This is a genomic window from Oerskovia sp. Root22 (assembly GCF_001429135.1).
Taxonomy (GTDB): domain Bacteria; phylum Actinomycetota; class Actinomycetes; order Actinomycetales; family Cellulomonadaceae; genus Oerskovia; species Oerskovia enterophila.
This window is the reverse complement of record NZ_LMIL01000008.1, coordinates 387,404-413,341: the sequence shown is the minus strand read 5'-3', so window position 1 is coordinate 413,341 and position 25,938 is coordinate 387,404. Positions and strand designations below refer to the sequence as shown.

At 72.5% G+C, this 25,938-nt stretch carries 14 protein-coding genes; all 14 read right to left on the bottom strand.

Annotation, left to right across the window (positions count from 1 at the left end; translation table 11 throughout):
- Positions 1-350: 350 nt before the first annotated feature.
- Positions 351-884 carry a hypothetical protein gene (locus tag ASE15_RS10460; protein WP_056763181.1) on the bottom strand — a complete coding sequence of 178 codons (534 nt, stop codon included), beginning with the start codon at positions 882-884 and terminating at the stop codon, positions 351-353.
- Positions 881-1,357 (bottom strand): LpqN/LpqT family lipoprotein, encoded by a 477-nt coding sequence (locus tag ASE15_RS10455; protein WP_056649866.1) that lies wholly within the window; start codon positions 1,355-1,357, stop codon positions 881-883. Before ASE15_RS10455 ends, ASE15_RS10460 begins: the two co-directional genes overlap by 4 nt.
- 152 nt (positions 1,358-1,509) lie before the next feature.
- Positions 1,510-2,643 (bottom strand): WXG100 family type VII secretion target, encoded by a 1,134-nt coding sequence (locus ASE15_RS10450; protein WP_056763179.1) that lies wholly within the window; start codon positions 2,641-2,643, stop codon positions 1,510-1,512.
- Positions 2,644-2,791: 148 nt separating this feature from the next.
- Positions 2,792-3,064 (bottom strand): hypothetical protein, encoded by a 273-nt coding sequence (locus ASE15_RS10445; protein WP_056649861.1) that lies wholly within the window; start codon positions 3,062-3,064, stop codon positions 2,792-2,794.
- A gap of 119 nt (positions 3,065-3,183) precedes the next feature.
- Positions 3,184-7,635, bottom strand: a complete 4,452-nt coding sequence (locus tag ASE15_RS10440) for an FtsK/SpoIIIE domain-containing protein (RefSeq protein ID WP_056763176.1) — start codon at positions 7,633-7,635, stop codon at positions 3,184-3,186.
- 64 nt (positions 7,636-7,699) lie between these two features.
- The gene (locus tag ASE15_RS10435; protein ID WP_056649855.1) at positions 7,700-8,392 is read right to left on the bottom strand and encodes a hypothetical protein; all 693 of its coding nucleotides are present in this window, start codon (positions 8,390-8,392) and stop codon (positions 7,700-7,702) included.
- Positions 8,389-10,197 (bottom strand): serine/threonine-protein kinase, encoded by a 1,809-nt coding sequence (locus tag ASE15_RS10430; protein ID WP_056763173.1) that lies wholly within the window; start codon positions 10,195-10,197, stop codon positions 8,389-8,391. The genes ASE15_RS10435 and ASE15_RS10430 overlap by 4 nt, the downstream gene beginning before the upstream one ends.
- Positions 10,194-12,101 carry an FHA domain-containing protein gene (locus tag ASE15_RS21495; RefSeq protein ID WP_056763171.1) on the bottom strand — a complete coding sequence of 636 codons (1,908 nt, stop codon included), beginning with the start codon at positions 12,099-12,101 and terminating at the stop codon, positions 10,194-10,196. The genes ASE15_RS10430 and ASE15_RS21495 overlap by 4 nt, the downstream gene beginning before the upstream one ends.
- Complete coding sequence (locus tag ASE15_RS10420) at positions 12,098-12,940, bottom strand: PP2C family serine/threonine-protein phosphatase (RefSeq protein WP_056763169.1); 843 nt, start codon at positions 12,938-12,940, stop codon at positions 12,098-12,100. The genes ASE15_RS21495 and ASE15_RS10420 overlap by 4 nt, the downstream gene beginning before the upstream one ends.
- Positions 12,937-14,598: an RDD family protein gene (locus ASE15_RS10415; protein ID WP_056763167.1), complete on the bottom strand. Its 1,662-nt coding sequence runs from the start codon at positions 14,596-14,598 to the stop codon at positions 12,937-12,939. Before ASE15_RS10415 ends, ASE15_RS10420 begins: the two co-directional genes overlap by 4 nt.
- Positions 14,598-17,105: a transglutaminase family protein gene (locus tag ASE15_RS10410; RefSeq protein ID WP_056763165.1), complete on the bottom strand. Its 2,508-nt coding sequence runs from the start codon at positions 17,103-17,105 to the stop codon at positions 14,598-14,600. Before ASE15_RS10410 ends, ASE15_RS10415 begins: the two co-directional genes overlap by 1 nt.
- Positions 17,105-18,553 carry a DUF58 domain-containing protein gene (locus tag ASE15_RS10405; protein ID WP_082618364.1) on the bottom strand — a complete coding sequence of 483 codons (1,449 nt, stop codon included), beginning with the start codon at positions 18,551-18,553 and terminating at the stop codon, positions 17,105-17,107. Before ASE15_RS10405 ends, ASE15_RS10410 begins: the two co-directional genes overlap by 1 nt.
- Positions 18,554-18,557: 4 nt before the next feature.
- A complete protein-coding gene (locus ASE15_RS10400; protein ID WP_056649837.1) occupies positions 18,558-19,532 on the bottom strand; it encodes a MoxR family ATPase in 975 nt (324 codons plus the stop codon).
- A gap of 44 nt (positions 19,533-19,576) precedes the next feature.
- A complete protein-coding gene (locus ASE15_RS10395) occupies positions 19,577-25,600 on the bottom strand; it encodes an Ig-like domain-containing protein (protein ID WP_235534335.1) in 6,024 nt (2,007 codons plus the stop codon).
- Positions 25,601-25,938: the final 338 nt, after the last annotated feature.

The window sequence follows — 25,938 nt, the reverse complement described above, 5'->3', positions numbered from 1 at the left end:
GTCCGCCGCATAGATACCAGCAGGACCAGCGCCGACGATAGCGACGCGCAAAGGACGGGAGCTGCTCACAGGAAAGAACGCCTTCCGATCGAGGAGGGGGACGAACGGTCCGCAGGAGTGGGGCGGACCGGTCACGCGGGCTGTCCGGGTGAGGTCCGCGGCCGCCAACGGGAGAACCACTCGATTGTACGACTGAGGTGAACCTCCACACTGACAGGCGATCTCGCCTGATGGAACCCTGTCTTGCGATCTGAGCAATCGTTACGCGGTTCGGAGACGTGCGCACTCAGGGCGCCACGGGAGGCCACGACGGCTCGGCCTGCCCTCGCGCCACAGCGCGCGCCGCCGGATCAGCCCTCGAACCGTCGCATGAACCCGTTGTCGAACCGAGGGCGCCACCCGAGCGAGCGAAGCGTCGAGAAGACCGGCACCTTGATGGTCGAGGGGGTGAACGACAGGGTCGCGACGTTCGACACCTCGTAGCCTCGCTCACCGGAGACCGTGACCCGCGGCGCGATCACGACCTTCAGGGAGCGCGCCCCGAAGGTCTTGCCACGGAACCCGTCCTTGCGAGCCTCGGCGTGCACGCCACCGGCCGAGACCCCCACGGACCTGCGCGTCGAGCCGTGGAGCTCGGTGAACGCGTAGGTCCCTCGCCTGCCGTCGAGCGTCACCACGAGCCGGAACGTCTTGGTGACGGCCCCTGCACCGAAGAAGGACTGCCAGCGCACGTCCCAGCCCTTCCAGGTCGCGGTGACGACGGCACCCTTGTCCGTCGGTTCCGCCGTGACCTCGTAGGGCACGTCCTCCGCGTTGAGCGAGAGGAGAGCCGCGACGACGTCCTCGACCCCGGCCGGACCGCCGGTCGGCACGGGGACGCTCACTCCTCGATCCTCAGGCTCTCCTGGATCGCTCGGATCTCGACCAGCAGCTGCTCGGCCTGCGCTCCCGAGCACGAGCCCGTGACCTGCACCAGGTCCACGACGGGTCCACGGTCGACGATCGTCGTGCGGACGGCCTGGACCAGGGTGCCCCCCTCGGCGTCCGTGAAGGCGCCCTCGATCCGGAAGCCGGGATGTCCCGCGATCTCCCGCTCCTCGCGCCCCAGCTCGGCGTACCCGGCGAGCCCGGTCAGCTTGGTCACGACCTCGCTCACGGCGTTCTCCAGCGTGAACTGCTTGCGCGTGCGCGACACGACCACGATGACGTTGGGCCGGAACTCGCCGGGGGCCACGACCTTGGCCAGGGCGAGCGGGAGCGCGACCTCGGGGAGCGGTGCCCAGTCCTCCGGGCAGTCGATGCTGACCCGGACGGGAGCAGGGAAGTCGGCGCTGGGGTAGGAGAGCACGGTGCTCATGAACCATCCTTCGTGTCGGTCGGTACCGTCCTGCTCGACGGCAGGACGGGGGTGTCAGTCTGTCAGGCCCTCGGCGGCTCGGGCATCTCCGTGAGGCTCGTGCAGCTCAGTCTCCACGGGCCGCTCCCGCTCGCGCCCGTGCGGTGAGCCGGTCACCAGGGCAGGAGGTCGGTCAGGCCCTCCACGAGCTTCTTGGGCTCGAGGTCGACCTTCAGTCCGACCCCACCGCCGAGCCCGAGCGCGACGCCGAGGTCGATGTCGATCTCCGTGTGCTCCCAGCCCGCCTTGACGTCCACGTTCGCACGGACGCCGATCCCCGCGTAGCCGGTCGCCTCGGCGCCGACCTGGGCGCCCTCGATCCCCACCGACGCCTCGACCTTGGCCTCGGCACCGGCGAACGCCTCGGCGCCGACCGCGACCCCCAGCCCGTCGGGTCCGACCGAGGCCGCGGCGTCGACGCCGGCGCGCGCGCCCGCGAACGCCTCGGCACTGCCGTTCGCCTCGAGGATCCCGTACCCCAGCGAGCCGTCGGCCTTGCCCCCTGCCCCGACGGCGACCCCGGCCTGCCCCTCGACCGCCAGGCCGTCGGCACCGACGTACCCGCCCGCCCCGGCGTCCGCCCGCGCCCCGGCCCAGCCGGCCAGCGAGCCGTCGCCGTGGAAGCCGCTCGACTCGCCGAACGATCCGTCCATCTCGCCCTGGACACCCAGGACCCCGGACGCGTTCGCGCTCGCCAGGTGCGCCTTGGCGTCGACCGGACGCTTGTCGTCGTGCAGCGGGCCGTCCACCTGCTCACCGTCGAGCGTGGACAGCTGGTACGTGGACTGGTAGTTCCGGTGGGGGTCGAACACGCCGCTGTTGTCGACCTTCTCCCCGGCGGCACCGCCCGTCCCGCCGTGCAGCCACCACGGGGACCCCGGAGCCAGGGGGCCTGCAGGTCCGATGACCGGCCCGCCGCCAGGACCGCTCGTCGAGCCTCCACCGGGTGCCCCACCTCCCCAGCTCGTCCCGCCGGGCCCGTTGTCCTCGCTCGTGACCTCCTGATGGTCGGCGTTGCGCACGAGCGCCGTGCCTGCCTCGCGCAGCGCGTCGCGCGTCGTCGTGAGCGCAGAGGCGCACTGCGAGGACCACAGGTCGCGGAAGTGCTCGGCGTCCGGCCCCTTCCAGTCCACACCGCCCAACCGTTGCGAGATCCTCGTCCGGAGGTCGTCGAGCTCGCCCGAGGCCTCGTCGAAGCTCTTGCCGAGCGCCCGGAGCGCCGTGACGTCGGCACCGTAGAAGGCCACAGGTTCTCATCTCGCGTCGTCGGGCATCTGCCCGAGGGTGGGGAAGGTCGGCGACGTGCCGAAGAGGCAGACGAAGGGCAGACGAGAGGGCACAGGACCCGAAGATCCTGCGCCCTCTCGTCTGCCCCGTCGTCGCGCGTCCTGGGGATCAGGAAGCGTTGGAGGTGGCCTCCTGCGCGAGCGCGTTCGACTGCGCCTTGGCGCCGGCCTCGTTGAGCGCCGTGATGACGGTCTGGAGGGCCGTCACGTGCTGGCCCGACCAGTCGGAGCGGAACGCGGTGGCGTCCGGGCCGTTCCACTCGACGGAGTCCAGCTTGCCCGTGAGCTTCGACTTGATGGCGTCGACGTCCGAGGCTGCCTGGATGAGCTCGGCCGAGAGCTGCTTGACCTGCTCGACGTTGAGGCCCCAGTAGTTGCTCATGTGCTGCTCCTTCTTTCAGGGCCACCCCCTGCGGGCGACCTCGTCATGTTCTCGACACGGAGTACTCAACCATGTCGTGCCTACCCCGTACATGGGGACAGGTCCCCATCCGTGGAGAGCTACTCCGGGAGGGCCATCTGCACCTTCCGGGTGCGCCCGGCCACGACGAGGAAGCCTCGCCCGGCCGGGAACTCTGCTCGGCGGATCCGTCCCAGCGACGTGCCGAGGAGGATGTCGCCGTCGGTGTCGCCGGGGGTCAGGATCAGCCCGCTCCGCCCGGCCTTGAACGGCTTGGCCAGGGTCCACGCCTGGCTCCACGTCGAGCTCTCCGACTCACCGACCACGAGCTGGTCGGTCCGGACGAGGAGCTGGACGAGCTTGTCGAGGACCGCCTCCGCCGGGGTACCCGTGAGCTCGGTGAGGTTCTCGACCACCAGGACGAGGTCCCCGCGACCGAGCTGCCCGGCCTCTGCCTGCGCCTTGATCGACTCGACGACGGGGACGATCTCCTCGGGGCTCGTCGCGGTGGTGTCCCACACGGGCAGCGCCGAGATGGGCGTCGGACGAGGTGAGAAGAACACGATCCGGGTCCCGGGACGCGCGCGCCGGACCGCCTGCGCGATCGTCACGAGCGCGGTCGTCCGACCGCCGACGGGGGGACCGCCCAGCAGGAACGTGCCGCGCTCGGGCAGCACGACCGGGGCGATGTCGAGGTCGTCGAGGCCGATGACCGGAGCGCCGCCCACCGACGCAGGCAGCGACGAGAGCGGGATCGAGTCGGGCAGCTTCTCGATCGACGGCGCCTGGGGGACGCCGTTGCGCACCATCGCGTCACGCAGCTTGCTGATCTCTCGCGACTGGATCGAGACGTTGGCGTCCCCGCCCAGCACGGCGACCTGGACCTCGTTGCCCGCCAGGACTCCTCGACCGGGCGGCGAGGCCGGGGTCAGGACGTCGCGGGGCACCCCGACCATCAGGTAGTCGTCGGCGTTCGCGAGGCGCAGCACGAGCCTGCGTTGGATGGTGCTGCCCAGCGAGGTCGGCACGGCGCTCGGCCGGTCGCCGGTGATGATCACGTGCACGCCGACCTGGCGCCCGTCGGTCGCGAGCTGCGAGAACGCCGCCCACACGGGGAACCACGGGGTCGCCTTGAGGTCGTACTCGTCGCGGAACGCGCCGATCCCGTCGACCAGGAGCAGGATGCGCGGCTCCTGCGGCGCGCCGGCGAGGGACCGGTACTCGCCGATCGTCCCGGCACGCACGGCCGCGTACCGCACCGAGCGGTCGTCGACGATGCCGCGCAGCATCCGCAGGACGCGGGTCACGCGCTCGGCGTCGTCCCCCGCGATGACCGCGCCGACGTGCGGCAGGTCCTCGAGCATCCGCAGGCCGCTCGCCCCGCAGTCGATCGCGTAGACCTGGACCGGGCCACCACGGGCCGTGATCGCGGCCGAGACGGCGATCGACCGCAGGGCGGCGCTCTTGCCCGAGCCACCGGTGCCGAAGATCGCCATGTTGCCGTCGCGGTCGGGCTCGTAGAAGACGGTCGGCTGCTTCTGCGACGCAGGGTCGTCGACGACGCCCAGGAGGAGGAGCTCGTCGGTGCGCGGGTTGGGCAGGAGAGCCAGGTCGTAGGTCCGGGCGAGCTCGTCGAGCCACGGCTTGCGCGGGGCCGGGACGGCCGCGTTCTGCGCCGCGCGCGCGATCGTCGCCACGGCCCGGGCGATGTCGTTCGGACCGGGGTCGACGACCTCCTCGACGTCGGGGGCCGGGATCTCCCACGAGGCGCCCGTCCCGAACGACATCTCCTCGACGTCGAGGCGGGGACGCTGCGGCCGGTCGGTCGTCCAGCCGCCCGCGTACCCCGTCTGGAACGGGGTGATGCGCCCGGGCCCCGTCTTGACCGCGCCTCGGCCCGGGATCGACGGGTCGAAGTGCGCAGCGAGCGGGATGCCCAGGATGTCGGTCGAGTCGGCCTCGTCGGCCATGCGCAGCGCGACGCGGAGGTTCGTGTTGGCCCGCAGGTTGTCCTTGATGACGCCGGCCGGTCGCTGGGTGGCGAGGATGAGGTGCAGCCCGAGCGAGCGTCCGCGCTGGGCGACGTCGACGACGCCGTCGACGAACTCCGGGACCTCGTTGACGAGGGCCGCGAACTCGTCGACGACGATCAGCAGGCTCGGCGGCGCCTCGGGGTCGCCCGTGCGCTCGAGCGAGACGAGGTCCTTGGCCTTCTTCCGGTTGAGCAGGTGCTCCCGGTACCGCAGCTCGGCACGCAGCGACGTGAGCGCCCGTCGCACCAGGTGGGGCGAGAGGTCGGTCACGAGGCCCACGGTGTGCGGCAGGTTCACGCAGTCCGCGAACGCCGCCCCGCCCTTGTAGTCGACGAACAGGAACGTGACCCGGTCGGGGCTGTGCGCGGCGGCCATGCCCAGCACCCACGACTGGAGGAACTCGGACTTGCCGGCGCCGGTGGTCCCGCCGACGAGCGCGTGCGGGCCCTGGGTGCGCAGGTCGAGGTGGAGCGGCTCGGTCCCCGAGTGCCCGACGAGCGCGTGCAGGGTCGCGTCGGACTTGCGGCGCACGGGCGGCGACCCGTCGCGCACGGTCAACGAGTGGTTCTCGCGCCAGCGCTCGACCAGGGCGTCCGGGTCGCTCAGCAGGGCCTGGCCCGCGAGCGACACGAACGACACCGAGCGCGGGAGGTCCGAGTCGTCGTCGATCGGTGCGCCGACGTCCACGACGGGGGCCAGGGCACGCGCGAGCTCGTGCGCGGTCGCGAGGTCCACCTGCTCGCACGACACGGGGAAGGTGAGGCGTCCGACGCGGACCTCGCCCGACGTCGCTCCCCCGTCGCCCGTCAGGACGAACGTGCGGCACGCGGCAGGCAGCTGCTCCACGGTCGGGGCGATCCACACGACGTGCACCCCCACGTCGGCGCCTCGCTCCGCGAGGCGGGTCGTGCGGGACCGGTCCACGGGAGCGTCGTCCTCGACGAGCACGACGACGGTCGGCAGCACGGGCGCCTCGAGGTCGTCGAGCTCCTTGGCGGGGTCGACGCCGCCCCGGTCCCGGGCCCGCTCGCCCAGGTCCGCACCACGCGACTCGACCAGGTCCTCGAGCCGCGACAGGAGCGACGCGCCCGCACCGGGGTTGTCCGCGAGGTGGTCACCCGCGAGCGGGCTGTGCGGCGAGCCCGTGTGGGGCAACCACTCGAGCCACTCCCAGTCGACCCGCGACCGGGGCGAGGTGAGCGCGGCGACGACCAGCTCGGCGGGCGAGTGGAGCGCGACGAGCTGGACCAGGATCCCGCGCCCCACGCCGTCGACCGTCCCGGCGGGCCCCGTGATGCCCAGGCCTCCGCTCGACCGCAGGTGAGCCACGACGGGCACGCCGTCGATGTGCGAGCACTCGGCCTGCAGCTTCTCGAGCTCCTGCCAGTAGACCGGCAGCGTGTCGTTGTTGCCCAGGTCGTCGAGCTGGACGCGCGAGACCCCTCGTCCGAGCCCGATCCGCACGCTCAGGAAGGCCTGGTGCTCGGGCCGGTGGGTCCACAGCAGCGCACCGAAACGCCGTACGGCGTCCACGGTGTCCGCGACCGACGGCGTCTCGGCGAGCCGCACGGCACGCTCGACCGCATGGGTCCGTTCGATGGTCTCGCGCATGGCCGCGACCGAGACCGTGAACTGCTCGACCTGGGCCTTGAACCGTCGCTTGGCCTGGACCTTCTGGTCGACGTAGTTGCCGATCATCAGGATGGGGCTCAGCGCGATGAAGACGACCGACATGAAGTCCTTGCGGACCATCCACAGGACGACTCCCATGACCAGCGGGGCGGCCATGGCCAGCCACGGGAAGCGCGCGGGCTGGAGCGGCTGCGGCGGCTTGGGGGCCTTGAGCGTGCGCTCCGGGAAGCGGGCCACGACGCGCGGCGAACGGTTGAACTCGACGATGGGGCTCGTCGGGGCGAGGCTGCCGCTGCGCTGCAGCGCCACGACCGCGATGACCGAGCCGCCGACGTCGACCGTGTCGGCCGACGTGAGGGTCGCGCGCGCCATGCGCTCCCCGCCCATGACGAGGCCGTTGGCCGAGTTGGTGTCGACGATCTCGATCGACTCCCCGACCGTCAGTCGCGCGTGCCGCTTGGACACGAGCGGGTCGTCGAGCCGGACGTCCATGTCCCGGTCACGACCGAGGTAGCTCGTGCCGACGGGCAGCGGGAACTCCCTGCCCGCGTCGGGTCCCGAGAGCACGCGCAGGACGGCGGCGGCCGGCCCCCGGTCCTGACCGGGGGCCTCGAACTGCTCGGAGACCCGGACGATCGAGACGGTCGCGCCCGACCGGAGGCCCGCCTCGATCAGGTCGCTCGTCGGTGACAGGACCCGGCCCTGGGACGCGCTCGACGCGTCGTCGACCTGGAGCGTGAGCCGGTCCGGGGCCGCGGCCCCGGCGCGCACGGGGTCGCCCGAGTAGAGCGCCTCGGCGATGTCGCGCACGGTCGCCGTGGCGTCGGCCGTGACCGCGACGTTCGTCAGGGTCGAGTCCGGGCGGTGCAGGGTCAGCTTGATGCGCACAGGAGAGGTCCTCGGTCAGACCGGCGCGGGCGCCGGGACGGTCGGGGGGAACGTGTCCCGGTGGTCAGTCGCTCGGCAGGTCGAGCAGGGCGAGGTCGTCGGAGGTCACGAGCCGCGACGCGACCGCGTACTCGACGAGACGCGCGCGCCGGTTCGTGGCGAGCGCGCCCGGACCTCCGCGCAGGCCCTTGACCCCGATCCGGTCGAGCTTGTCGCACACGTTGTCGAGCTTGCGGTTGAAGCGCGTGGTGGCCCACCCGAGCCGACGCGCGGCGTCCGCGGAGGTCGGGATCTCCGAGAGACCCGTCCCGTCCCGGCGGAGCATGGGCTCGGCGAGCGCGACCATGAGCTGCTTCTGGCTGACGGTGAAGCTCGTCATGCCGATCGTGGTCGCGCCGTCGGCGGGCTCCTCCGAACGGATCTCCTGGTACGGCGCCCCCGCGAGCTGGACCATGACCTCGTAGGTCGTGGGGCCCGCGGTGAAGACGATCGAGGTCGAGGCGAAGACGAGCGGGAGCCGGTTGCCCGGTGAGAGCCAGGACTGCACTCCCCCGCCCGCGTCGCAGATGGTCGCGGAGATGAGCGAGCCCACGTTCGCGAGCCACCAGATGCCGTTCTCGTGCGTGATCCGCAGGAAGCGTCGGTGCAGGTAGGGGTTGTCCTCGATCTCGAGGTCGCCGTCGCGCCCGATGTCGAACTCCTCCCCGGGCACGGGGCGGAACCACTCGCCGCAGAACTCGATCGCGAGGTCGCTCATTCCGGCTCGCACTTCGTGAAGGGCTTGGACGGTCTTCCGTCACGCTTGACCGTGATCTCGATGCAGACCTTCTCGCCCTTGGCCGCCTCGTACCGCACCACGTTGAAGGACACCTCCTCGGGCTTCTCGTCGGCCGTCGGGTCCTCGACCCGACGGATCGAGAACATGTCGCCGTCCTGCCATCCCTCGGGGTACTCGATCTTGAAGGCCACCTGGCCCAGGTCGTCCATGTACCCGGACGTCACGGTCGTGACGGGCTGCACGATGTCGCCGAGGTTGTCGTTCGGGAGATCGCCCGTGTCCCCCGTGTCTCCCGTCTCCGTGCCGTCGACGCTCGGCCGGTCGGTGTCCGCGTCCGCCGAGCCGCCGCCGGGCGGGTTGAGGAGCACGAAGATCCCGACCACCACGAGCACGAGGACTCCTGCGGCGACCAGGAGCGGCCAGGCCTGCCGCTTGGGCGCGGGGGCCGCGGACGGCCCGGGGTCCAGGGGGGCCTCGACGCCGACGCGGTGCACGGTGTCGTCCACGGGCGGACCCCAGGCCCCCGTGTGCTGCTGGGCGCCACCCGGCGCGGGCCGCTGCGGGACGAACCCCCCGCCCGACGGCGGCACGTGGGTCGGGAGCCCGGGCGCCTGCTGGTAGGGGGTGGGCTGTGCCGGGGCCTGCGGTGCCGCGACGGAACCCACCGGGGTGCCGTACGTGGTCGGTGTCCCGGTCGCGACCTGCGCACGGCCGCTCGAGGTCACGGGCGCGTAGGGGAGCTGCGACGGGTCCTGCCGGTAGACGGGGGTCGTCCCGTTCGTCGTGGTGCGACCGCCCGGCGAAGGGTGCGAGCCGGAGGTGCTGCCCGGAACCCCCCGCGGGTCGATCGAGACGATCGCGCGCAGCCGCGTGCCACCGTCGTCGTCGGGCTCCTCCTCCTGCGTCAGGCCCGAGTCGTCGAGGACGTCGATCGGCGTGACGGCGTACGAGAGCTCGTTCTGGACCTGCTGGAGCGCCCGCGCGAACGCGAGCATGCTCGGGTAGCGCGACGCAGGGTTCTTGGCCATCGCCGTGCCGAGCACGCGCTCGAGCGACGGCGGGACGTCGGTGCGCCCCGTGGGCAGCAGCGGCGTCGACTCGATGCGGGTGATGAGGCTCGCGCTCGAGTTGGACCCGCCGGGGAGCTCGAACGGCGCCCGCCCGGCCAGCAGCGTGTACGTCGTGGCGGCCAGCGCCCAGACGTCGGTCTCCTTGCCCGCCCACGGGTTCTCGGCGAACGACTCGGGGGGCGACCACGGGATGGACATGCCCTCGGCCCTGGACGCGTCGTCGAGCGTCGAGGAGATGCCGAAGTCCGTGAGCGCAGGGTGCCCGTACTCGGTGACCAGGATGTTCGCGGGCTTGATGTCGCGGTGCAGGATCCCGGCCCGGTGCGCCGTCTCGACCGCACCGGCGATCTGGACGGCGATACGCAGGACCTCGGCCACGCTGAGCCGCTCGGTCCGGTAGCGCGCGCCGAGGTTGGGTCGCGAGCAGTACTCCATCGCGAGGTAGGGGCGTCCGTCGGACGCGACGCTCGCCTCGTACATGGTGACGATCGACGGGTGCGTCGACAACGTCGCCATGAGGTCGGCCTCGACGTCGAACGCGGCGCGCTGCGACTCGCTCGACCACTCGTGCAGCAGGACCTTGATCGCGACGCGACGCCGCGGACGCTGCTGCTGGTACAGGAAGACGTCGGAGAAGCCGCCGGACCCCACGACCGACACGTACTCGTAGCCGTCGATCAGTGGCGGCGCCGACGGGGCGCGCTTGGAGCTCATAGCAGTCCTTCGAAGACGAACGTCACGCCGTCACCGACGTCGACGACGTCCCCGGACGCGACCATCATGGGCTCGCCGGGGTGCAGGCGGCGCGGCGGCTGGCCGGGTCGCAGCACCGTGGTGCCGTTGGTCGTGTTGAGGTCGCACACCAGGACGTGCCACCCCTCGAGCTGGATCTCGACGTGCGAGCGCGAGATGTCCTGCTCGGGGCTGGGGACGGCAACGAGCCGGGGCAGGTCGTTGCTCTGCGCGCGCGTGGTCCGGGGCCTGCGCCCCAGGACCACGGGACGGTCGAGCTCGACGACCTGGCCGTTGGACAGCGTGAAGCGGCCCAGCGACGGGCGCGTGACCAGGTGGGCGTCGCCGTCGAGCGGTGCGCCGCAGCGACCGCACGTGTCGCGCGACGCAGGGTTGGCGTGCTCCTCGCGGCACACGCGCGCGAGGATCTGCTGCGACCCGGGAGCGGGCGGCGGCGAGAAGGTCGGTCCTGCCGCCGACGGCGGCGCAGGGGGCACCTCGACGTCGGGGGCCGGGGCGGGGAGCGGAGGTGCCCCCGCACCGCCGACCTGGGCCCGGAGATCCGCGATGACCGACGAGAAGACCGTGTGCCCGTCGTGGTCGTCGGCCTCCGCAGCGAGGCTCGGGGCCGGCGCGACCGTGCTCGGCTCGTGCGCGACGTCGACGTCGAAGGCGCGGGCCGCAGCGGCTGGTGTCGCCCCGGTCCACTCGCGCGGGATGCCGGCGATCATGCCGTCCTCGTCCTCGGGCTCGTCGTCGGACGACGGCCCGGAGCCTGCCGGCGCACCGGGTGAGGGGGCGACGAGCGGCGCGGAGGCCGCGGGACCGCTCGCGCCCTCGTCCTGACCGTCCTCGTCGACCCGGATCGCAGCGTCCTCGACCGTCCGCAGGACGGTCGACTCCCAGAGGTGGCCGTACCCCGTCTCCGCCTCGGTCGGAGGGGCGGGCACGGGGCCGACGCCGGACGATCCACCGTCGGACAGGGCCGGGCTCTCGACCGCGGCCGCCGGTCGCTGGACGTCGGGCGCGACCGTGACCTCGGGCGCGATCGTGGCCTCGGGCGCGATGGTCTCCTCGGACGCCTCGACCTGGTCACGGTCGACCGCCGCTCCCGGACCGTGCCCCAGCGGGTCCACGAGAGCGGGCGTGACCAGCGCGTCCGGCAGGGCCTCGTCCGTCCCGAGGACCTCGTCGCCCTGCCCGTCGCCCTCGAAGGAAGCACCGACCAGGCCAGCCTGGCTCACGACCACCGCGTCCGCCGACGACGGCTCGGCCGCAGGAGCGGCCGGCGGCGGCCCCCAGGCGAGCGCGTCGAGCGACGGGGGCGCGGGGACGCGCGCCGGAGCGTCGGCGACCTCGGGGAGCTCCGCCGTCGAGCGCTCGGTGCCCTGGGCCACCGGAACCTCCACGAGGTACTGCACGATCCTGGACGCCAGCACGACACCCTCCCGCAGAGGCAGCCCGACCAGGGCGACCTGGCCCGCCGCGGCCTCGAGGTCCGTCACCGGGTCGACGCCGAGCTGCACCGAGACCACCTCGACGCCCTCCACGGAGCGCTCGGACCAGGTCGAGACGTCGTCGCCGTCCACGTGCACGCTCTCGGTCGGGGTGCGCAGGGTGACCGAGACGTCGCCGCGCACCGCGACCTGGACGCGCTGCCCGGAGACCACGGCGACCGCGAACGACGGCATGGTGCGCAGCGTGGCGCCCAGGACGACGGTCAGCAGCTGGATGACCTCGATGACCTCGGTCTCCGCGTCGCCCGACGCGTCGAGCCGCTCCCACAGGGCCCGGACGAGCTCGCTCGTCGCGCCGTCGGGCAGGACGACGATCGCTCCACCCCGGATGAACCCGAAAGCGCTCCCCGTGTCGTAGCGCAGTCTCACGACCTGTCCCCCATCTGCAAGTGGATCTCGCGCGGCAAGGTGTCCTCGTCGGTGTAGCCCAGGGCGTCCCGGGGGGTCGTGGACCCGTCGCTGGTGTCCTGCCACGCCCCGGTCGCGTCGACGACGACCACGGTGATGTTATCCCGGCCACCAGCGACGATGGCCTCGTTGACCAGCAGGTCGGCCGCGCACTGGGGGTCGGGCTGCGCCAGGAGGATCTCGGCGATCCGTTCGTCCGACAGCTCGCCCGTCAGGCCGTCGGAGCACACGAGCATGCGGTCCCTCGGCTCGATGGGGATCCAGCAGAAGTCCGGCTCGGGCGGGAGCGCGGCCCCGACGGCCCGCGTCACGACGTGGCGTCGCGGGTGCGTGAGCGCCTGGGTCGGGGTGAGCAGGCCGGCGTCCACCATCTCCTGGACCTCCGAGTGGTCGACGCTGAGCTGCTCGAGGACACCGTGCGACATCTGGTAGGTCCGCGAGTCACCGATGTTCACCACGAGCCAGTACGGGACGCCCTCCTGCTCGGCCACCACGACTCCCGTGACGGTCGTCCCGGCTCCCCGACCCGGTTCGGTGCTGATCGACCGCACGTCGTCCTGGGCGACGCCCAAGCGGTCACGGACGTCCTCGGGGCCCACGGTGCCGAGCGCCCCGAGCGGACGCAGCGCGTCGATCGCCGCGGCGCTCGCGACCTCGCCCGCGTCGTGCCCGCCCATGCCGTCGGCCACGAAGAAGACCGTCCGGTCCGCGAGGAAGCGGTCCTCGTTGAGGAGCCGGCGGGCCCCGCGGTGAGAGCTCGCCCCCCAGGCCAGGTGCACCCCGGTCGTGCTCGCGCTCACGCGGCACCACCCGGGTGGACCGTGAGTCGGCGGTCGCCGACCTGGACCACGGACCCCACGGTCACGGCGACGCGGACGCCTGCCTCGAGCACCTGAGGGGCGCCACCGGGGCGCGTCAGGATGGTGCCGTTCGTCGAACCGCGGTCGACGAGCCAGAGCCCGCCCGCGTCGACGCCCATCTCGGCATGCGTCTTGGAGACCGAGCGGGTGGGATCCTCGACCGCGACCAGGACCACGGCGCCTTCCCCGGTCGCCTGCGGGTTGCGTCCGATCAGCGCCGTGCCCGTCACGGTGACCCGACGGCCCGACTCGAGCTCGAGCACGAACCCGGCCGGGGTGTCCCGCCGGACGTCGCTCACGCTGAACCGGGTGCTGTCCCAGTCGGGATCCTCGTCGGCCGCCGCGGCGCTCGACACGGGGGCGACAGGTGCGGCAGGCGCCTGCTGGGGCGGAGCGGAGGGCGCGGCGTAGGACACGGAGGGCTGCGCTGTCGGGCCGGGAAGTCCCCCGCCCGACGACGGAGCCTCCGTGGGAGCGGAGGGCGCCACCTGGGCGGCGGTTCCCCCGGGCACCGAGACGCCGGGTGCTCCCGGGACTCCCGTGATCAGGCCGTCCTGGGCGCCTGCCTGGGGCGCCGGAGCCGCGCTGAACGCCCACGGGTCGGACGCGACCGGGACCTGCTGCGGGGCACCGGGATATCCGGGCGCGACCGGGGCCGCGTAGCCCGCGGGCGGGGTCGACGAGTACTGGACCGGCGTCGCGGCCGGGGCCGCGTACCCCGTGGGCGGGGCCGCGAAGGCACCCGTCGGGGGCATCGCCGCGAACGGCTCCGCGGGTGCGTGCGGCGCCCCGGACGCGGACGGCGCCACCGCGCGGACGTCGAGGACCACGGCCTTGGCCGCCTTGTCGTGCCAGCCCTGCCCGCGGCCGGACTTGTCGAAGGCCGGGGAGAGCGCCACGAGGAACTCTCCGACGCCGCACGCGATCGCCCCGAGCCCGATCACGATCCACCGCAGCGCGGCGCGGCCGAAGCCCAGGGGCGAGCGGTCCTCGGCCCGGACCGTGCGCAGCCCCAGCAGGAGGTTGCCGATCGTGCGGCCCGTCCGCCCCTCCCAGAACCAGATCCCGAGCCAGTAGACGAGCCCCAGGGCGCCGGTCACGGCCCACAGGATCGTCACGCTCCCGAGCAGCTCCTCCGCCTGAGCCTGCGTCGCCACGGTCATGCCGCCCGTGAGCGGCACGCCGAGGGCGGCCAGCCCACCGAGCACGACTCCCCCGGCGACGAGCCCGATCACCGCGCAGTCGACGAGGAACGCGACGAAGCGGCGGCCGACGCCCGCGACAGGGGCCGCGTGCCCTCCTGCCGACAAGGACCCGGAGGACGCCGAGGACACGGCGGGTGCGCCCGGGACCCCGGGTGCGCCCGGCTGCCCGGGACCCACGGGGAGGCCGTACGCACGCTGGGTCATGGCCGCGACCTCGCGCTCGGTCGTGACCCCGAGGACGGGCTCCGAGGCGGGGTCCGGCACCGGGTCCGGTGAGAGGCCCGCCGCGTACGGGCTGCCGGTGCGCGGGAACCTGGTCCCGCAGACCGCGCAGAACGCGGAGCCTGCGGCCTGCGTCGTGCCGCAGGCGCTGCAGGTCGTCGTCTCGGACATCACTTGTCTCCTGGCTTGGTGACGGGACCCGCCGCCGGCGTGCGCGCCGACCGGACGGACTGTCGAGCCCGACGGAACCTGGCAGGCAGCCAGGACCTCCGTGCGCCCCGCAGGGATCGTAGCGACACCGCGGCGCGAAGTCGCTGCCTGCGCGGCAGGGTGGACCGCATACCGGTCAGCACGGCGTCGACCTCCGTCCAGAAGGACTCGATCTCCTGCGGGCTCGGGTCCCCGGTCCCGAAGACCTGGGCATCGGCCGTCCGGGCGAGCGTGACGGTCGGTGCCGCAGCCGCGGGGAACGACTCGGACAGTGCCCCCGCGCCCTCCCGGCGCGTCGCACCGCCCGCGACGGGCGCTCCCAGGTCGGTGGCGGCGTCGAGCACCTCGCGCCAGCCACCGCTGATCCGGTCGACGGGCCGCTCGGCCTCGCGACGCCTCTTCCTGCGCCGTGACTTGAAGGCCACGATCAGGAGCAGCGGGAGGGCGAGCAGGATCAACGGCACCGCGACCGCGACCGCGACGAGGGCTGCCTGACCCCAGTCGAACCCGGACGACTCGGCGTCGTCCTTCTTTTCCTCGTCGTCGACCGTGCCGGCCTCCGCGTCCGCGGGCTCCTCGGGCGGCTCCGGGTCCTCGAGGACCGGGGGCTTGGGCACCTGGTCGCTCTTGGGCTCGGGCTCGATCTTGTTGTCCTCCTCCGGGATGGCGTCGACCGGCACCCACCCGTAGCCCTCGAACGGCACCTCGACCCAGGCGTGGACGTCGGCGCCCGTGGCCACGAACGGCGTGCCCTCCTCCCAGGTCTCGGGTGGGTAGAAGCCCATGACGACGCGCGCCGGGATCCCGGCGGACTGCGCCATCAGGGCGAGCGCGACCGCGAACTGCTCGTCGTCGCCGATCATCTCCTCGTCGGCGAGCAGCGTGTCGATGCGCTCGGCCGAGTGCCCCGGGCGCGAAGGGAGCTGCGTCTCGAGACCGCTCGAGAAGATGCCGCTCGCGACGAGGCCGTTCTTCAGGTTGTCGAGCTGGACGACGGGGTCCGTCTCCTCGGCCATGAACTGCGCGGCCTTGCCCGCGACCGAGTCGGGGACGTTGATCGAGCGCGGGAGCTTCTCGTCGAGGATGCGCGTGGACTGCAGGTCCTCGGCCGACGGGGCGGGCGCGACGATCGCGTCGAGGCGGAACGAGTCGCCCGGGCGCAGCCCCGCCGTCACGACACCGGTCGCCGTGGTCGAGTTGTAGTAGGTGGTCGAGCCCAGGTCCTCGGCCCGCTCGCCCTGGTAGACGATGCCCGCGAGCGACCCGACGTCGGGCACCCACACGCCCCGGTAGTCACCGATCGTGACCGTGAGGTCGGTCGGCGTGCCCTGGGCGACCGTGGCGATCTGGTCACCGGCCCGCGTGAAGACCCCCGACCCGGACCCGGCCCCGCCGCTCGAGACGTCGTAGACGACGCCGTTGTACGCGTCGAGCGTCGCGAGGCGGACGCGGGCACCCGCAGGCAGGCCCTCGACCGTGAACAGCTCGTCCTCGGTCATCTCCTTGGCGTACTTGCGGAACGACGCGAGCGGGCTGACGTACTCGTGCAGGTCGAGCGGCGGCACGACGTTCTCCCGCAGGACCATGCGCTCGGTGTCGGGCGTGAGCACGGGAGCCAGCAGGACCGCCGCGACCCCGCCGAGGGCGAGCATCGCGGCGCCGCCCCGGGCGCGGTGCCAGCGCAGCCGACGGGTCGCCGCGAGGCTCGCCTCGGTCGTGACCTGGTGCTCCCCGAGCCTCGCCTCGGTCGCGCGCCACGCGCCCCACAGCAGGCCGACGACGACCAGGACCAGGCCCTGGACCACGGGCACGGCAGGCACGACCGTGCCCAGGAGGATGATCGCGACGAACGCCAGCGCGACGGGGACGAGCGCCCACTGGGCGTCGCGGACCCGCCACGCGAGCGTGCCCGCGACGAGCGACGTGACGAAGAGCAGGAGGAACGGCACGACCCCGAGCTCCGGGAACGACTGGAGCGGCGGCACGGACGTGACGATCTCCTTCCAGCCCGTCACCGCGCCGAGCAGCAGGCCGCGGAACGTGTCGAGGGTCGGCAGGACGCCGGCGACCGTGGTGCCCGGCAGTGCGAACGGACCGCCGAGCAGCACGTAGACGAGGACCGCGGCGGCCGCGACGCTGAGCGTTCCCCAGCGGCGCCAGGCGCCGAGCCAGGCGACGCCGAGGCCCAGGACCATGCCGCCGACGGCGGGCAGCAGGTGGGCGGTCGAGCCCCACGCCGGGCCGAACCCGACGATCGCCGCGCCCAGCATCACGACGAGCGCGAGCGCGTCGAGGGCGCCCGAACCCGTGAGGGCCCGCGGGGCGCTCGTGCCGCGCGGGGCCCGGGACGTCGTCCCGTTCGAGCGGGTGCCCGTCGCGGTCGAGCCCGTGGTGTGGCCCGCGGGCCTGCCCTGCCAGGAGGGGCTGCCGGGACCGGCCGCCCGACCCCGGGTGTCGTTCTGGGACATCAGTCGTTCAGCCTCCGCAGTGCGAGGGGAAGGTCGCCCAGCTCCCCGATGGTGAGCACGACGAGCTCGGCGATCCGGTGGCGGCTGACCTTGGCGCCCGGGACGCACTGGATCGCCATGACCCGGACGTCCTGCGGCAGGCGGGCCGAGGCCGCGCGCAGCTCCGTGGGCGTGACCGAGCTGCCGACCACGAGCGCGACGACCGAGGCGTCCGTGACGCTCGCGGTCGCGACGCGGGCGACGTCGACGAGGCTCGTGCGCAGCTCACGGGTCTCGACGCGGGCGAGGTCGTCGAGCAGGCGTACGCGGTTGTCGCCGCGCAGGCTGCCGTCGTTGACGAGGACCGTGAGGCCACGGTCCTCCTTGATGGCCTGGAGGCCGAGCGAGCCGCACGAGCTCACCGCGAGCTCGAACTCGTCGGGGTGGCCGTAGTCCTCGGTGCGCGTGGACAGGATCACCGCGAGGTGCGAGCGCCGCGTCTCCTCGAACTGGCGGACCATGAGCTGCCCCGTGCGGGCCGTCGTCTTCCAGTGGATGTGGCGACGGTCGTCGCCCGGGACGTAGTCGCGCAGCGCGTGGAACGACACGTCGGAGTTGGAGATGTCCTGCGTCACGCGACCTTCGAGGTCGCGCAGGAAGCCCGTCGAGGAGCCCGACAGGTTCTTGGTGCGCGGGTGGACGAACAGCTCCTCGGGGTCCGTCCAGACGACCTCGCGACGCAGCAGGCCCAACGGGTCGGCACGGACCGAGCGCACAGGGCCCACGGGGATGACCGAGCGGCGGTGCGTCGGGATCGTGAAGATCTCCTCGTGGCTCGCCCCGGTGCGCAGGCGCGGGACCGGGAACGAGGCCACGCCCGCGCCCACGGGCAGCTCCATCACGGCGGGCAGGAGGGGACGCTGCGACTGGTTGCTCACCTCGAGCCGGCCGACCGCGCGGTCGCCGACCGTGACACGCTGCTGCCCGAGGTCCAGGTCCACCGTGTACTTGAAGGTCCCGCGCACGAACGCGACGGCTGCGAGGAGCGCGACCGTCAGGACGACCGCGACCACGATCAGCTCGACCCACGAGAACAGCAGCCCGGTCCACCACGCCGCGACCGTCCCGACCAGGACGGCCCAGCCGAACGGGCTCACGACCGAGGCCACGGGCGCGAGCGCCTCCGCGACGGGCGTCGTCACGGGCGCGAGGAGGCGGCGCAGGCGCGTCCCCCTGCCCGACGGCGTCGCGCGCCCCGGGCGCGCGGGCGCGGCCCTGCCCGTGGTCGGGCGGGCCGGACGGCTCCAGGGAGTCCGGGCGCGTCGGGGAGCTCCGGCAGGGGTCCCGGAGGACTCGGGGGCGCCGGGCGCTCCCGTGGTGCCCTGGACGCTCGGGACGCCCTGGGGCGTCCGTCCGGGAGCCGGGTCTGGGGTACCGCCTGCGGCGACGGAGGTCTCGGTCGTGGTCATCAGGTCAGGCCGACCGGCGTTCCTGCGGCGCCGCGACGTCGGCCAGGAGGCGCGCGAGCACGCCCTCGTTGGTCGCCCCCGCGAACTCGGCCTCGGGGTCGAGCACGAGCCGGTGCGCCCAGGCGGGCTGTGCGAGCTCCTTGATGTCGTCCGGCAGGACGTAGTTGCGACCGTGCGCCGCGGCCCACACCTTGGCGCACCGGACGAGCGCGAGCGCCCCACGGACCGAGACCCCGACGCGGCACTCGGCCGCGTTGCGGGTCTCCTCGGCGAGACGCGAGATGTACTCGAGCACGGCGCCGTCGACGTGGACACCCGCGGCGAGGTCGGCCATCTCCGCGACGGCCTGCGTCGTGATGAGTGCCTGCAGAGTCGCGCTGCGGTCACGCACCGAGGCCCCTTGCAGGATCTCGACCGTGGCCGCGTGGTCGGGGTACCCGAGCGACGTCTTCATGAGGAAGCGGTCGAGCTGCGCCTCGGGCAGGCGGTAGGTGCCGGCCTGCTCGATCGGGTTCTGGGTCGCGATGACCATGAACGGCCGACCCACCGAGTGGGTCACGCCATCGACCGTGATCTGCCCCTCCTCCATGACCTCCAGGAGCGCGGACTGCGTCTTGGGCGAGGCACGGTTGATCTCGTCCGCGAGGACGATCGACGCGAAGATCGGGCCCTGGTGGAACTCGAACTTCGCGGTCTTCTGGTCGTAGATCGTCACGCCCGTGACGTCGGAGGGGAGCAGGTCCGGCGTGAACTGGATGCGGTTCTGCGTGCCCTGGACGCTCGCGGCCAGCGCTCGGGCCAGCGAGGTCTTGCCCGTGCCGGGCGCGTCCTCGAGGAGGATGTGGCCCTCGGAGAGCATGCACGTGAGGACCAGGCGCACGACGTGCGGCTTGCCCAGCACGGCCTGGCCCACGTTGGTGACCAGACGGTCGAAGGTCTGAGCGAACCAGGCGGCCTGCTCGGGGGTCATGGTGGTCATGGTGTTCTTTCCTGTGCGGAGGTCCGAGGGGTGAGAGGGCGCGGTCATCGGTTGGGCCAGGTCTGACGTTCGACCGTGACGCCTCCGTGGTTGATCGTGACCCAGGCCTGAGGCGCCGGGTAGTAGTTGCCCATGATGCAGGGAAGGTCGACCGAGCTGCCGGCAGCGAGATACGCCGAGTAGGTGCGACCTGCGTAGACGATGTTGTGGTCGTACCCCGACGCGTTCGACCAGCACTGGAAGTCGTACGTGCCGCTGGGGAACGTCTCGTTGGCGTTGACCCGGTACTTGGTGCAGATGTACGTGTCGTTGCAGTCACCGAGCGATCCGGTCGCGGCACCGACGCCACGGGTGACCCAGACCTTGGGCGGGATGGGCGGTGCGTCGGTCTTGTAGCCGACGTAGCCGCTCCAGGCCCCGCACCCGGCGTTGTTGCAGGCCTGTGCGCGCAGCGAGAAGGACTGTCCGTAGTCGCTCCCCACGTTGATGGTCGTACCGGAACCCGAGCGGCCGTCGGTCAGAGCCCAGTTGTAGCTCGTCACGGGGTTGCCTCCGTCGGAGCCGGGGGCGTGGACGGTGTACTGGCCGCTGGTCGCTCCCGTGCGTCCAGCCGAGACGCCGGGCGCCCCCGGGGTCGTGTAGGCCTTGACCGCACCCGAGGCCCCGCTCGCTGCCGAGGTCCCGCCGTCGTTGGTCGCAACGACCGTGAACGTGTACGTGGTCCCGGCGTTGAGTCCCGTGAAGGCGGCGGACGTGCCCGTCACGGTCTTGGTGCCGCCGCCGTTGCTCGCGGTCACGGTGTAGCTGGTGATCGGGCTGCCGTTGCTGTCGGGGGCGTTCCAGGCGATCTGGGGGACGCCCTTGGCGTCGCTGGCACTGACACCGGTCGGGGCGTCGGGCTTGGCGAACGGCGTCACGGCACCCGAGGTCGCACTGGGCGCGCCGAGTCCTGCCTTGTTCTCGCCGACGACGGTGAACGTGTAGGACGCGGCGTTGTCCAGGCCCGTGGCCTTGTGCGTGGTGCCCGTGGTCGCGACGGGCCCCCCGTCCGCTGCGCCTCCCTTGTAGCGCTGGACGTAGTACGTCTTGGTGTCACCGTTCCACTGCTCGCCGGTGAGAGCTGTCCAGGAGACGTCGATGACGCCGCCGTTGATGGCGGACTCCCCCGAACGCTTGGCGCTCGGGGCCGAGGGTGCCGCGGGCTTGCCCGCGGGGACCATCCCCGCCGACCATTCGCCGAACTCGGAAGGGTCGGGTGCGAGGTTGACGGCCTGGATCCGGACCTTGTAGTCCACGCCGTTCTTCAGACCGGTCCAGACGAACTGGTTGCCGCCGATACCGGTCTTCTGGATCGCGCCGCCCGGCGGCGCCGGGGAGATCTCGAGGTTGACGGACTCGATCGCCGAGCGGTCGGTGTAGGTCTTGTTGACCCACGTGATCGTCAGCGACTGGTCGCCGAACTCGAGGGTCGGCGGGGCCGGCGGGTCCGGCTTCTCGTCGGGTCGTGCGTCCTCCGAGGGCGCCGACGGGTCGGAGTCCCCCACCTCGTTGGTCGCGACCACGGTGAAGTTGTAGGTCACGTTGTTGGTCAGGCCGTCCAGGGTGCACGTGGTGGTCGCGCACGCCTTGCTGTACCCGTTGGCCGACTTGACGGTGTACCCGGTGATCTCGGCACCGTTGTTGACGGGCGGGTCCCACGTCAGGACGACCGTCTTGGAGCGGACCTCCTCGACCGTGGGCTTGGCCGGGGTCTCGGGGCGCCCCTGGACGGTCACCTGGATGCGTCCCTCGACCTCGCGGTCGGGGTCCGCCGTGGCGTCCTGGATGCGGTAGCGCACGACCATGACCCCGACGAACGTCTTGTCCGGGGTGACCACGACCTGGTCGCCGGAGACCGCCGCCGAGCCGTTGCCGGTCTCGACCATGGCGCCGACGACCTTGAGGCCGGTCTCGGGGAACGGGTTGGAGTCGTTGGCCAGGACCTTGACCGGGACGTCCTTGCCCTGGTGGGCCTTGTCGACCGTGTCCTCGTTGGCCTTGGCCAGAGGCCGCGTCGAGGCCACGACCTTGACGGTCAGGGTCCCCTCGACCGGCGGGTGCTCCCCGTCGGTCACGGAGATCGGGACGCTCAGGACCGTGCCCTTGGCGACCTCCGGGGTGGCCTGGACCGTCGCGGTGGTACCGCTGATCGCGACCGAGATCCCGGCCGGGGCCCCGCCCGCGGTGAACGTGACGGGGTCCCCGTCCGGGTCCTCGACGAACCGCGCCAGGTCGACGCTGCCCTCGTCACCGGCGGCGACGTCGACGTTCGAGGCCGACAGGACCGGGGGAAGGTTCTTGGGTGCCAGCACGATGATGGGAAGCGTGAGCAGGGCCTTGTGCCCCTCGGGGTCGTCGGGCCCCGACCCGTCGGTGACCTCGAACGACAGGGCCGCGGGTCCGGCGTAGTCCACGCGGGGGGTGTACGTCAGGTTCGTGGCGTCGGTGACCGCGAACGTCCCCTCCAGGGCCGAGATCTTGGACTCCTCGGTCAGACGCGGGGTGCGCCCCTCCAGGACCAGGACGTAGTCGGTGATGTCCACGGGCAGCGACTCGCCCGCGTGGACCTCGAGCGGCGCGATCCCCGGGCGCAGCTGCGGGATCTGCTCGGTCAGGCCGGGCACCTTCACGAACGCCCGGGAGGTGAGCCCGTCGACGTCGGTCACGGTGTACGTGATGACCTGGCGGTCCTGGGTCAGCGGAACCGTCAGCACCCCGTCCGGTGCCACGGAGACGCCCAGCGTCTCGGTCGTGACCGTGAGCTCGGACCCGGCCCCGTCGGGATCCTCGTCGTTGTCGAGGACCGCGACCTGCACGCTCGTCCGGCCCAGGATCGAGTCCATCGGGACCGTGTCGTCGCGCGCGATCGGCGCGAGCAACGGGGCGTCCTGGTCCACGTTCACCGTGATCGAGGCCGCGGCGCGCGCGCCGAGCGCGTCCTCGATCCCGTAGTAGAACGACGTCGCGCCCGCCTCGGCAGGGCTCGTCAGGACCACGCGGCCCTTCACGACCTGTGCGTCGAGCTCCTTCGGAGCCTCCAGGCCTGCCGGGCGCAACGCGATCTGGTCCCCGTCGGGGTCGGTGTCGTTGGCCAGCGCGGCCACCGAGACCGTGCGGTCGGGGCGGACCGTGACCACGTCGTCGATCGCGACGGGCGGCTGGTTCGCCGCCGGCGGGCGGGAGATCCCTACCTGGGCCGTGCCCACCGCGATCTCGCCACGCGCGTCCTGGACCGAGTACGTGAACGTGTCGGAACCGGTCGCGTCCTTGGACGCCTCGTAGACGAGGTACCCGTCCTCGACCGTGGCCTTCCCCTTGCCCGGTGCCGACGCGATCCCGGTGAGCTGGACCGAGTCGCCGTCCGGGTCGATCCCGTCCAACGGCACCGCGACCCGCACGCTCGCACCGGAGAGCACGCGCATCTGCACGGGCAGCGGCTGGGGCGCCGAGTTCTCCTCGCCGTCACGGATGTGGATCGTGACCTGGGCCGAGTCCTCCTGGCCGTTCTTGTCCCGGACGCGGTAGATCGCGTACGCCGTGCCGGCCTCGGGACCGGCCTTGAACCGCAGCTGGCCCTCGGACGCGAAGATCTCGCCCTGCTCGGGGGCCACGCCCTGCTCGAGCTCATCCTGCAGGAAGAGCTCCAGACCGTCGGGGTGCGTGTCGTTCTTGAGCACGGGGATCGTGACCACGTCGCCCACCCGCACGGTCGCCTCGTCCGCGGCGGCGTTCGGCGGCTGGAGCTTGACCGGGGCCGGGACCGGGATGACCCGCACCTGACCCGTCGTGGTCTGCGTCCCGTTGGAAGCCGTGTACTCGATCGTCACGGGCGCGTCCAAGCGGCGGATCTCGGTGATCCGGAGCATCTGGTGCCCCAGCACCGCGACCGACACACCAGCGTTGTCCGGCACGTTGACCGACTGCACCACGAGCACCCCGCCCGCAGGATCGGTGTCGTTGGCCAGCACGTCCACGAGCGTCTTGCCACCCGAGGGCAGCAGCGCGGTGTCGGAGACCACGATGGGCGGCCCCTCGGCGGCCGAGGCCGGCAGCACGTCGACGCGCACCAGCCCCGTCGTCGCGTTGGGACCGTCCGAGACCTGGTAGGTCAGGTCGTACGAACGCGGTTCGTTGGAGAAGAACTGGAACGTGCCCGCATCGAAGTTGGGCGTGATCTGCGCGGGCGCGGACTCGGAGACCGCCGCCAGGCGCAGCTCGTCACCGTTCGCGTCGTAGTCGTTCAGCAACGGCTCGACCGTGACGGGCTGCCCCGCGGGAACGACCACGTGGTCCGCGACGGCGACGGGCGCGAGCTGACCGGCCCCCGACACGTCCACGTTCAGCACACCCTCGAAGACCTCCTGGCCGTCGGCCACCATGATCTTGACGATCTTGCGGCCCGTCGACCCGCCGCCGTCACGGAACTCGACCGTGCCGTCCGGGCGCGAACGCACCTCGTCCCCGGCGGACGTCACCGATGCCGCCGCGAGGTACAGGTCGTCGCCGTCCGGGTCCCGGAAGAACGGCAGGACCTTGATCTCGGCGGTCTTGCCGGACTCCACGACCAGGACCGGCTCCCCCGTCTGCTCGGGCGCGGCGTTCTCGCTCCACGGCGAGACCTTCAGCTCGACCCCGGCCTCGGCGACCCCGCCGCGACCGTCGGACACCGAGTACCGGAACGAGGACGTCCCCGCCTCGGCGTCCGCCGGGACGACGGCCTGGAGCGCTGCGCCTCCCAGCACCGTCTGCACCTGCGCGTCGCGCGGCCCCTCGCCGGCGAGCGTCGCGGTCATGACGTCCCCGTCAGGGTCCACGTCGTTGCCCAGGACGGGCAGCAGGGTCGTGCGCCCGGGGCGCACGCCGAACGTGTCGTCGACCGGCAGCGGCGGCTGGTTGGGCTGGGAACGGTCGAGCACGAACTGGTCGACCTGCTCCGGGGTGCTCAGGTCCGCCTCGGACTCCTCGCCCTCGGCCTGCTCGGGGAGCACCAGCTCCCAGTCGTCGACCTTCTCGTACTCGTCGGCCGCCATCCAGAGCGTGCCCGCCGACAGGTCGTTGAGCACGATCGCCTTGCGGTTGACCCTGTACTCCAGCCGGTTCTGCGGATCCACCCCGTCGAGGCGCTTGTCGATGTCCAGGTCCGTCCCTGCGCAGTCACGGATGACCTGACCCGACTGCGACCACGCGCCGTACGTGCACCCGCCCAGCTGCACGGGCGCCGCCGGCAGGCCGGACGCCGCACGTGTCACGGCGTCCCCCCCGCCCAGGGGCGCCAGGACCAACCCCGAGCTCGTCGCGACCGCGACGTCAGCCGTCTTGGCCCCTGGCTGCTGCAGGCGCGCGTCCGACGCCCCCTCGAGCGGGACGGTCTTGCCCCCCGGGAGGACCAGCTGCGACTGGGTGCGGTTGAGCACGACCGGCTCCGAGCCCACGGTCGTGACCTCGACCTCGTCGCCCTTGCCGACCGGCACCTTGGACGAGGTGACCTCCTCGACCGTCCCGGTCGCCGTCGTCGTCACCTTGGTCAGCTCACCCGTGGCCGGGACCACGGCGTACACCGTGCCGTCCTGGGAGACCTGGACGACGCCCTCACCGCCGAGCTCGGCGGTCGGCTCGAGGTTCTCCGCGTCGAACGACGCGACCCCCGCGAACGGGATCACCCACAGCAGGCCCTCCTCGCCGTCGAGGACGGCCACCGTGGAACCTCCCAGCGCGACCTTCGCGCCCGTCGGCGGACGCACCGTCCCGTCGAGCTTCAGCCGCGCCACGTCGACGGGGCTCACGGCCCCGGCGCCGTCGTCGACGAGCAGCACCTTGCCCGCGTTCTGCAGCACGTCGAACGAGGCCGACGACGCCAGCAACGACCCGTCCAGGGCCTGGGACTCGAAGTTGAACCGGCCCAGGGCACCCCCCGACGTCCGGGTCACCCAGACGCCCGAGTCGTTGAGCTCCACGTCGGCGGTGGCCTGACCGTCGTACGTGATCGCGAAGGCGACCAGCGCGGTCGAGAAGATGGACACCGTGCTCACGGATGCGACGGAGCGACGCCTGTCGTACAGACGGGAAAGGAAGGTCACAGATCCTCCGAGGATGCTGAGTGCTGCAACCAGGTGTCCCCAGAGCCCCTCCTGCCAGGTGCCCCTACCCGTCGCGGGTAGAAGGATAACCACAAGACGTCACGTCATTAGCATCCAGTGGATGGGGAGAACTCCCCCTGGCACTACTGGCAGCAATGCTGCGAGCGGTGTCCTCGCAGGCCAGGGACACCGTCCCGCGGGTCGGCGAGCGTGGCCCGGCGGGGCGAGATTCACCTGGTACGGCAGAGGGCGGCGCCGGGGACCGTGAGGTCCCCGGCGCCGCCCTCCGT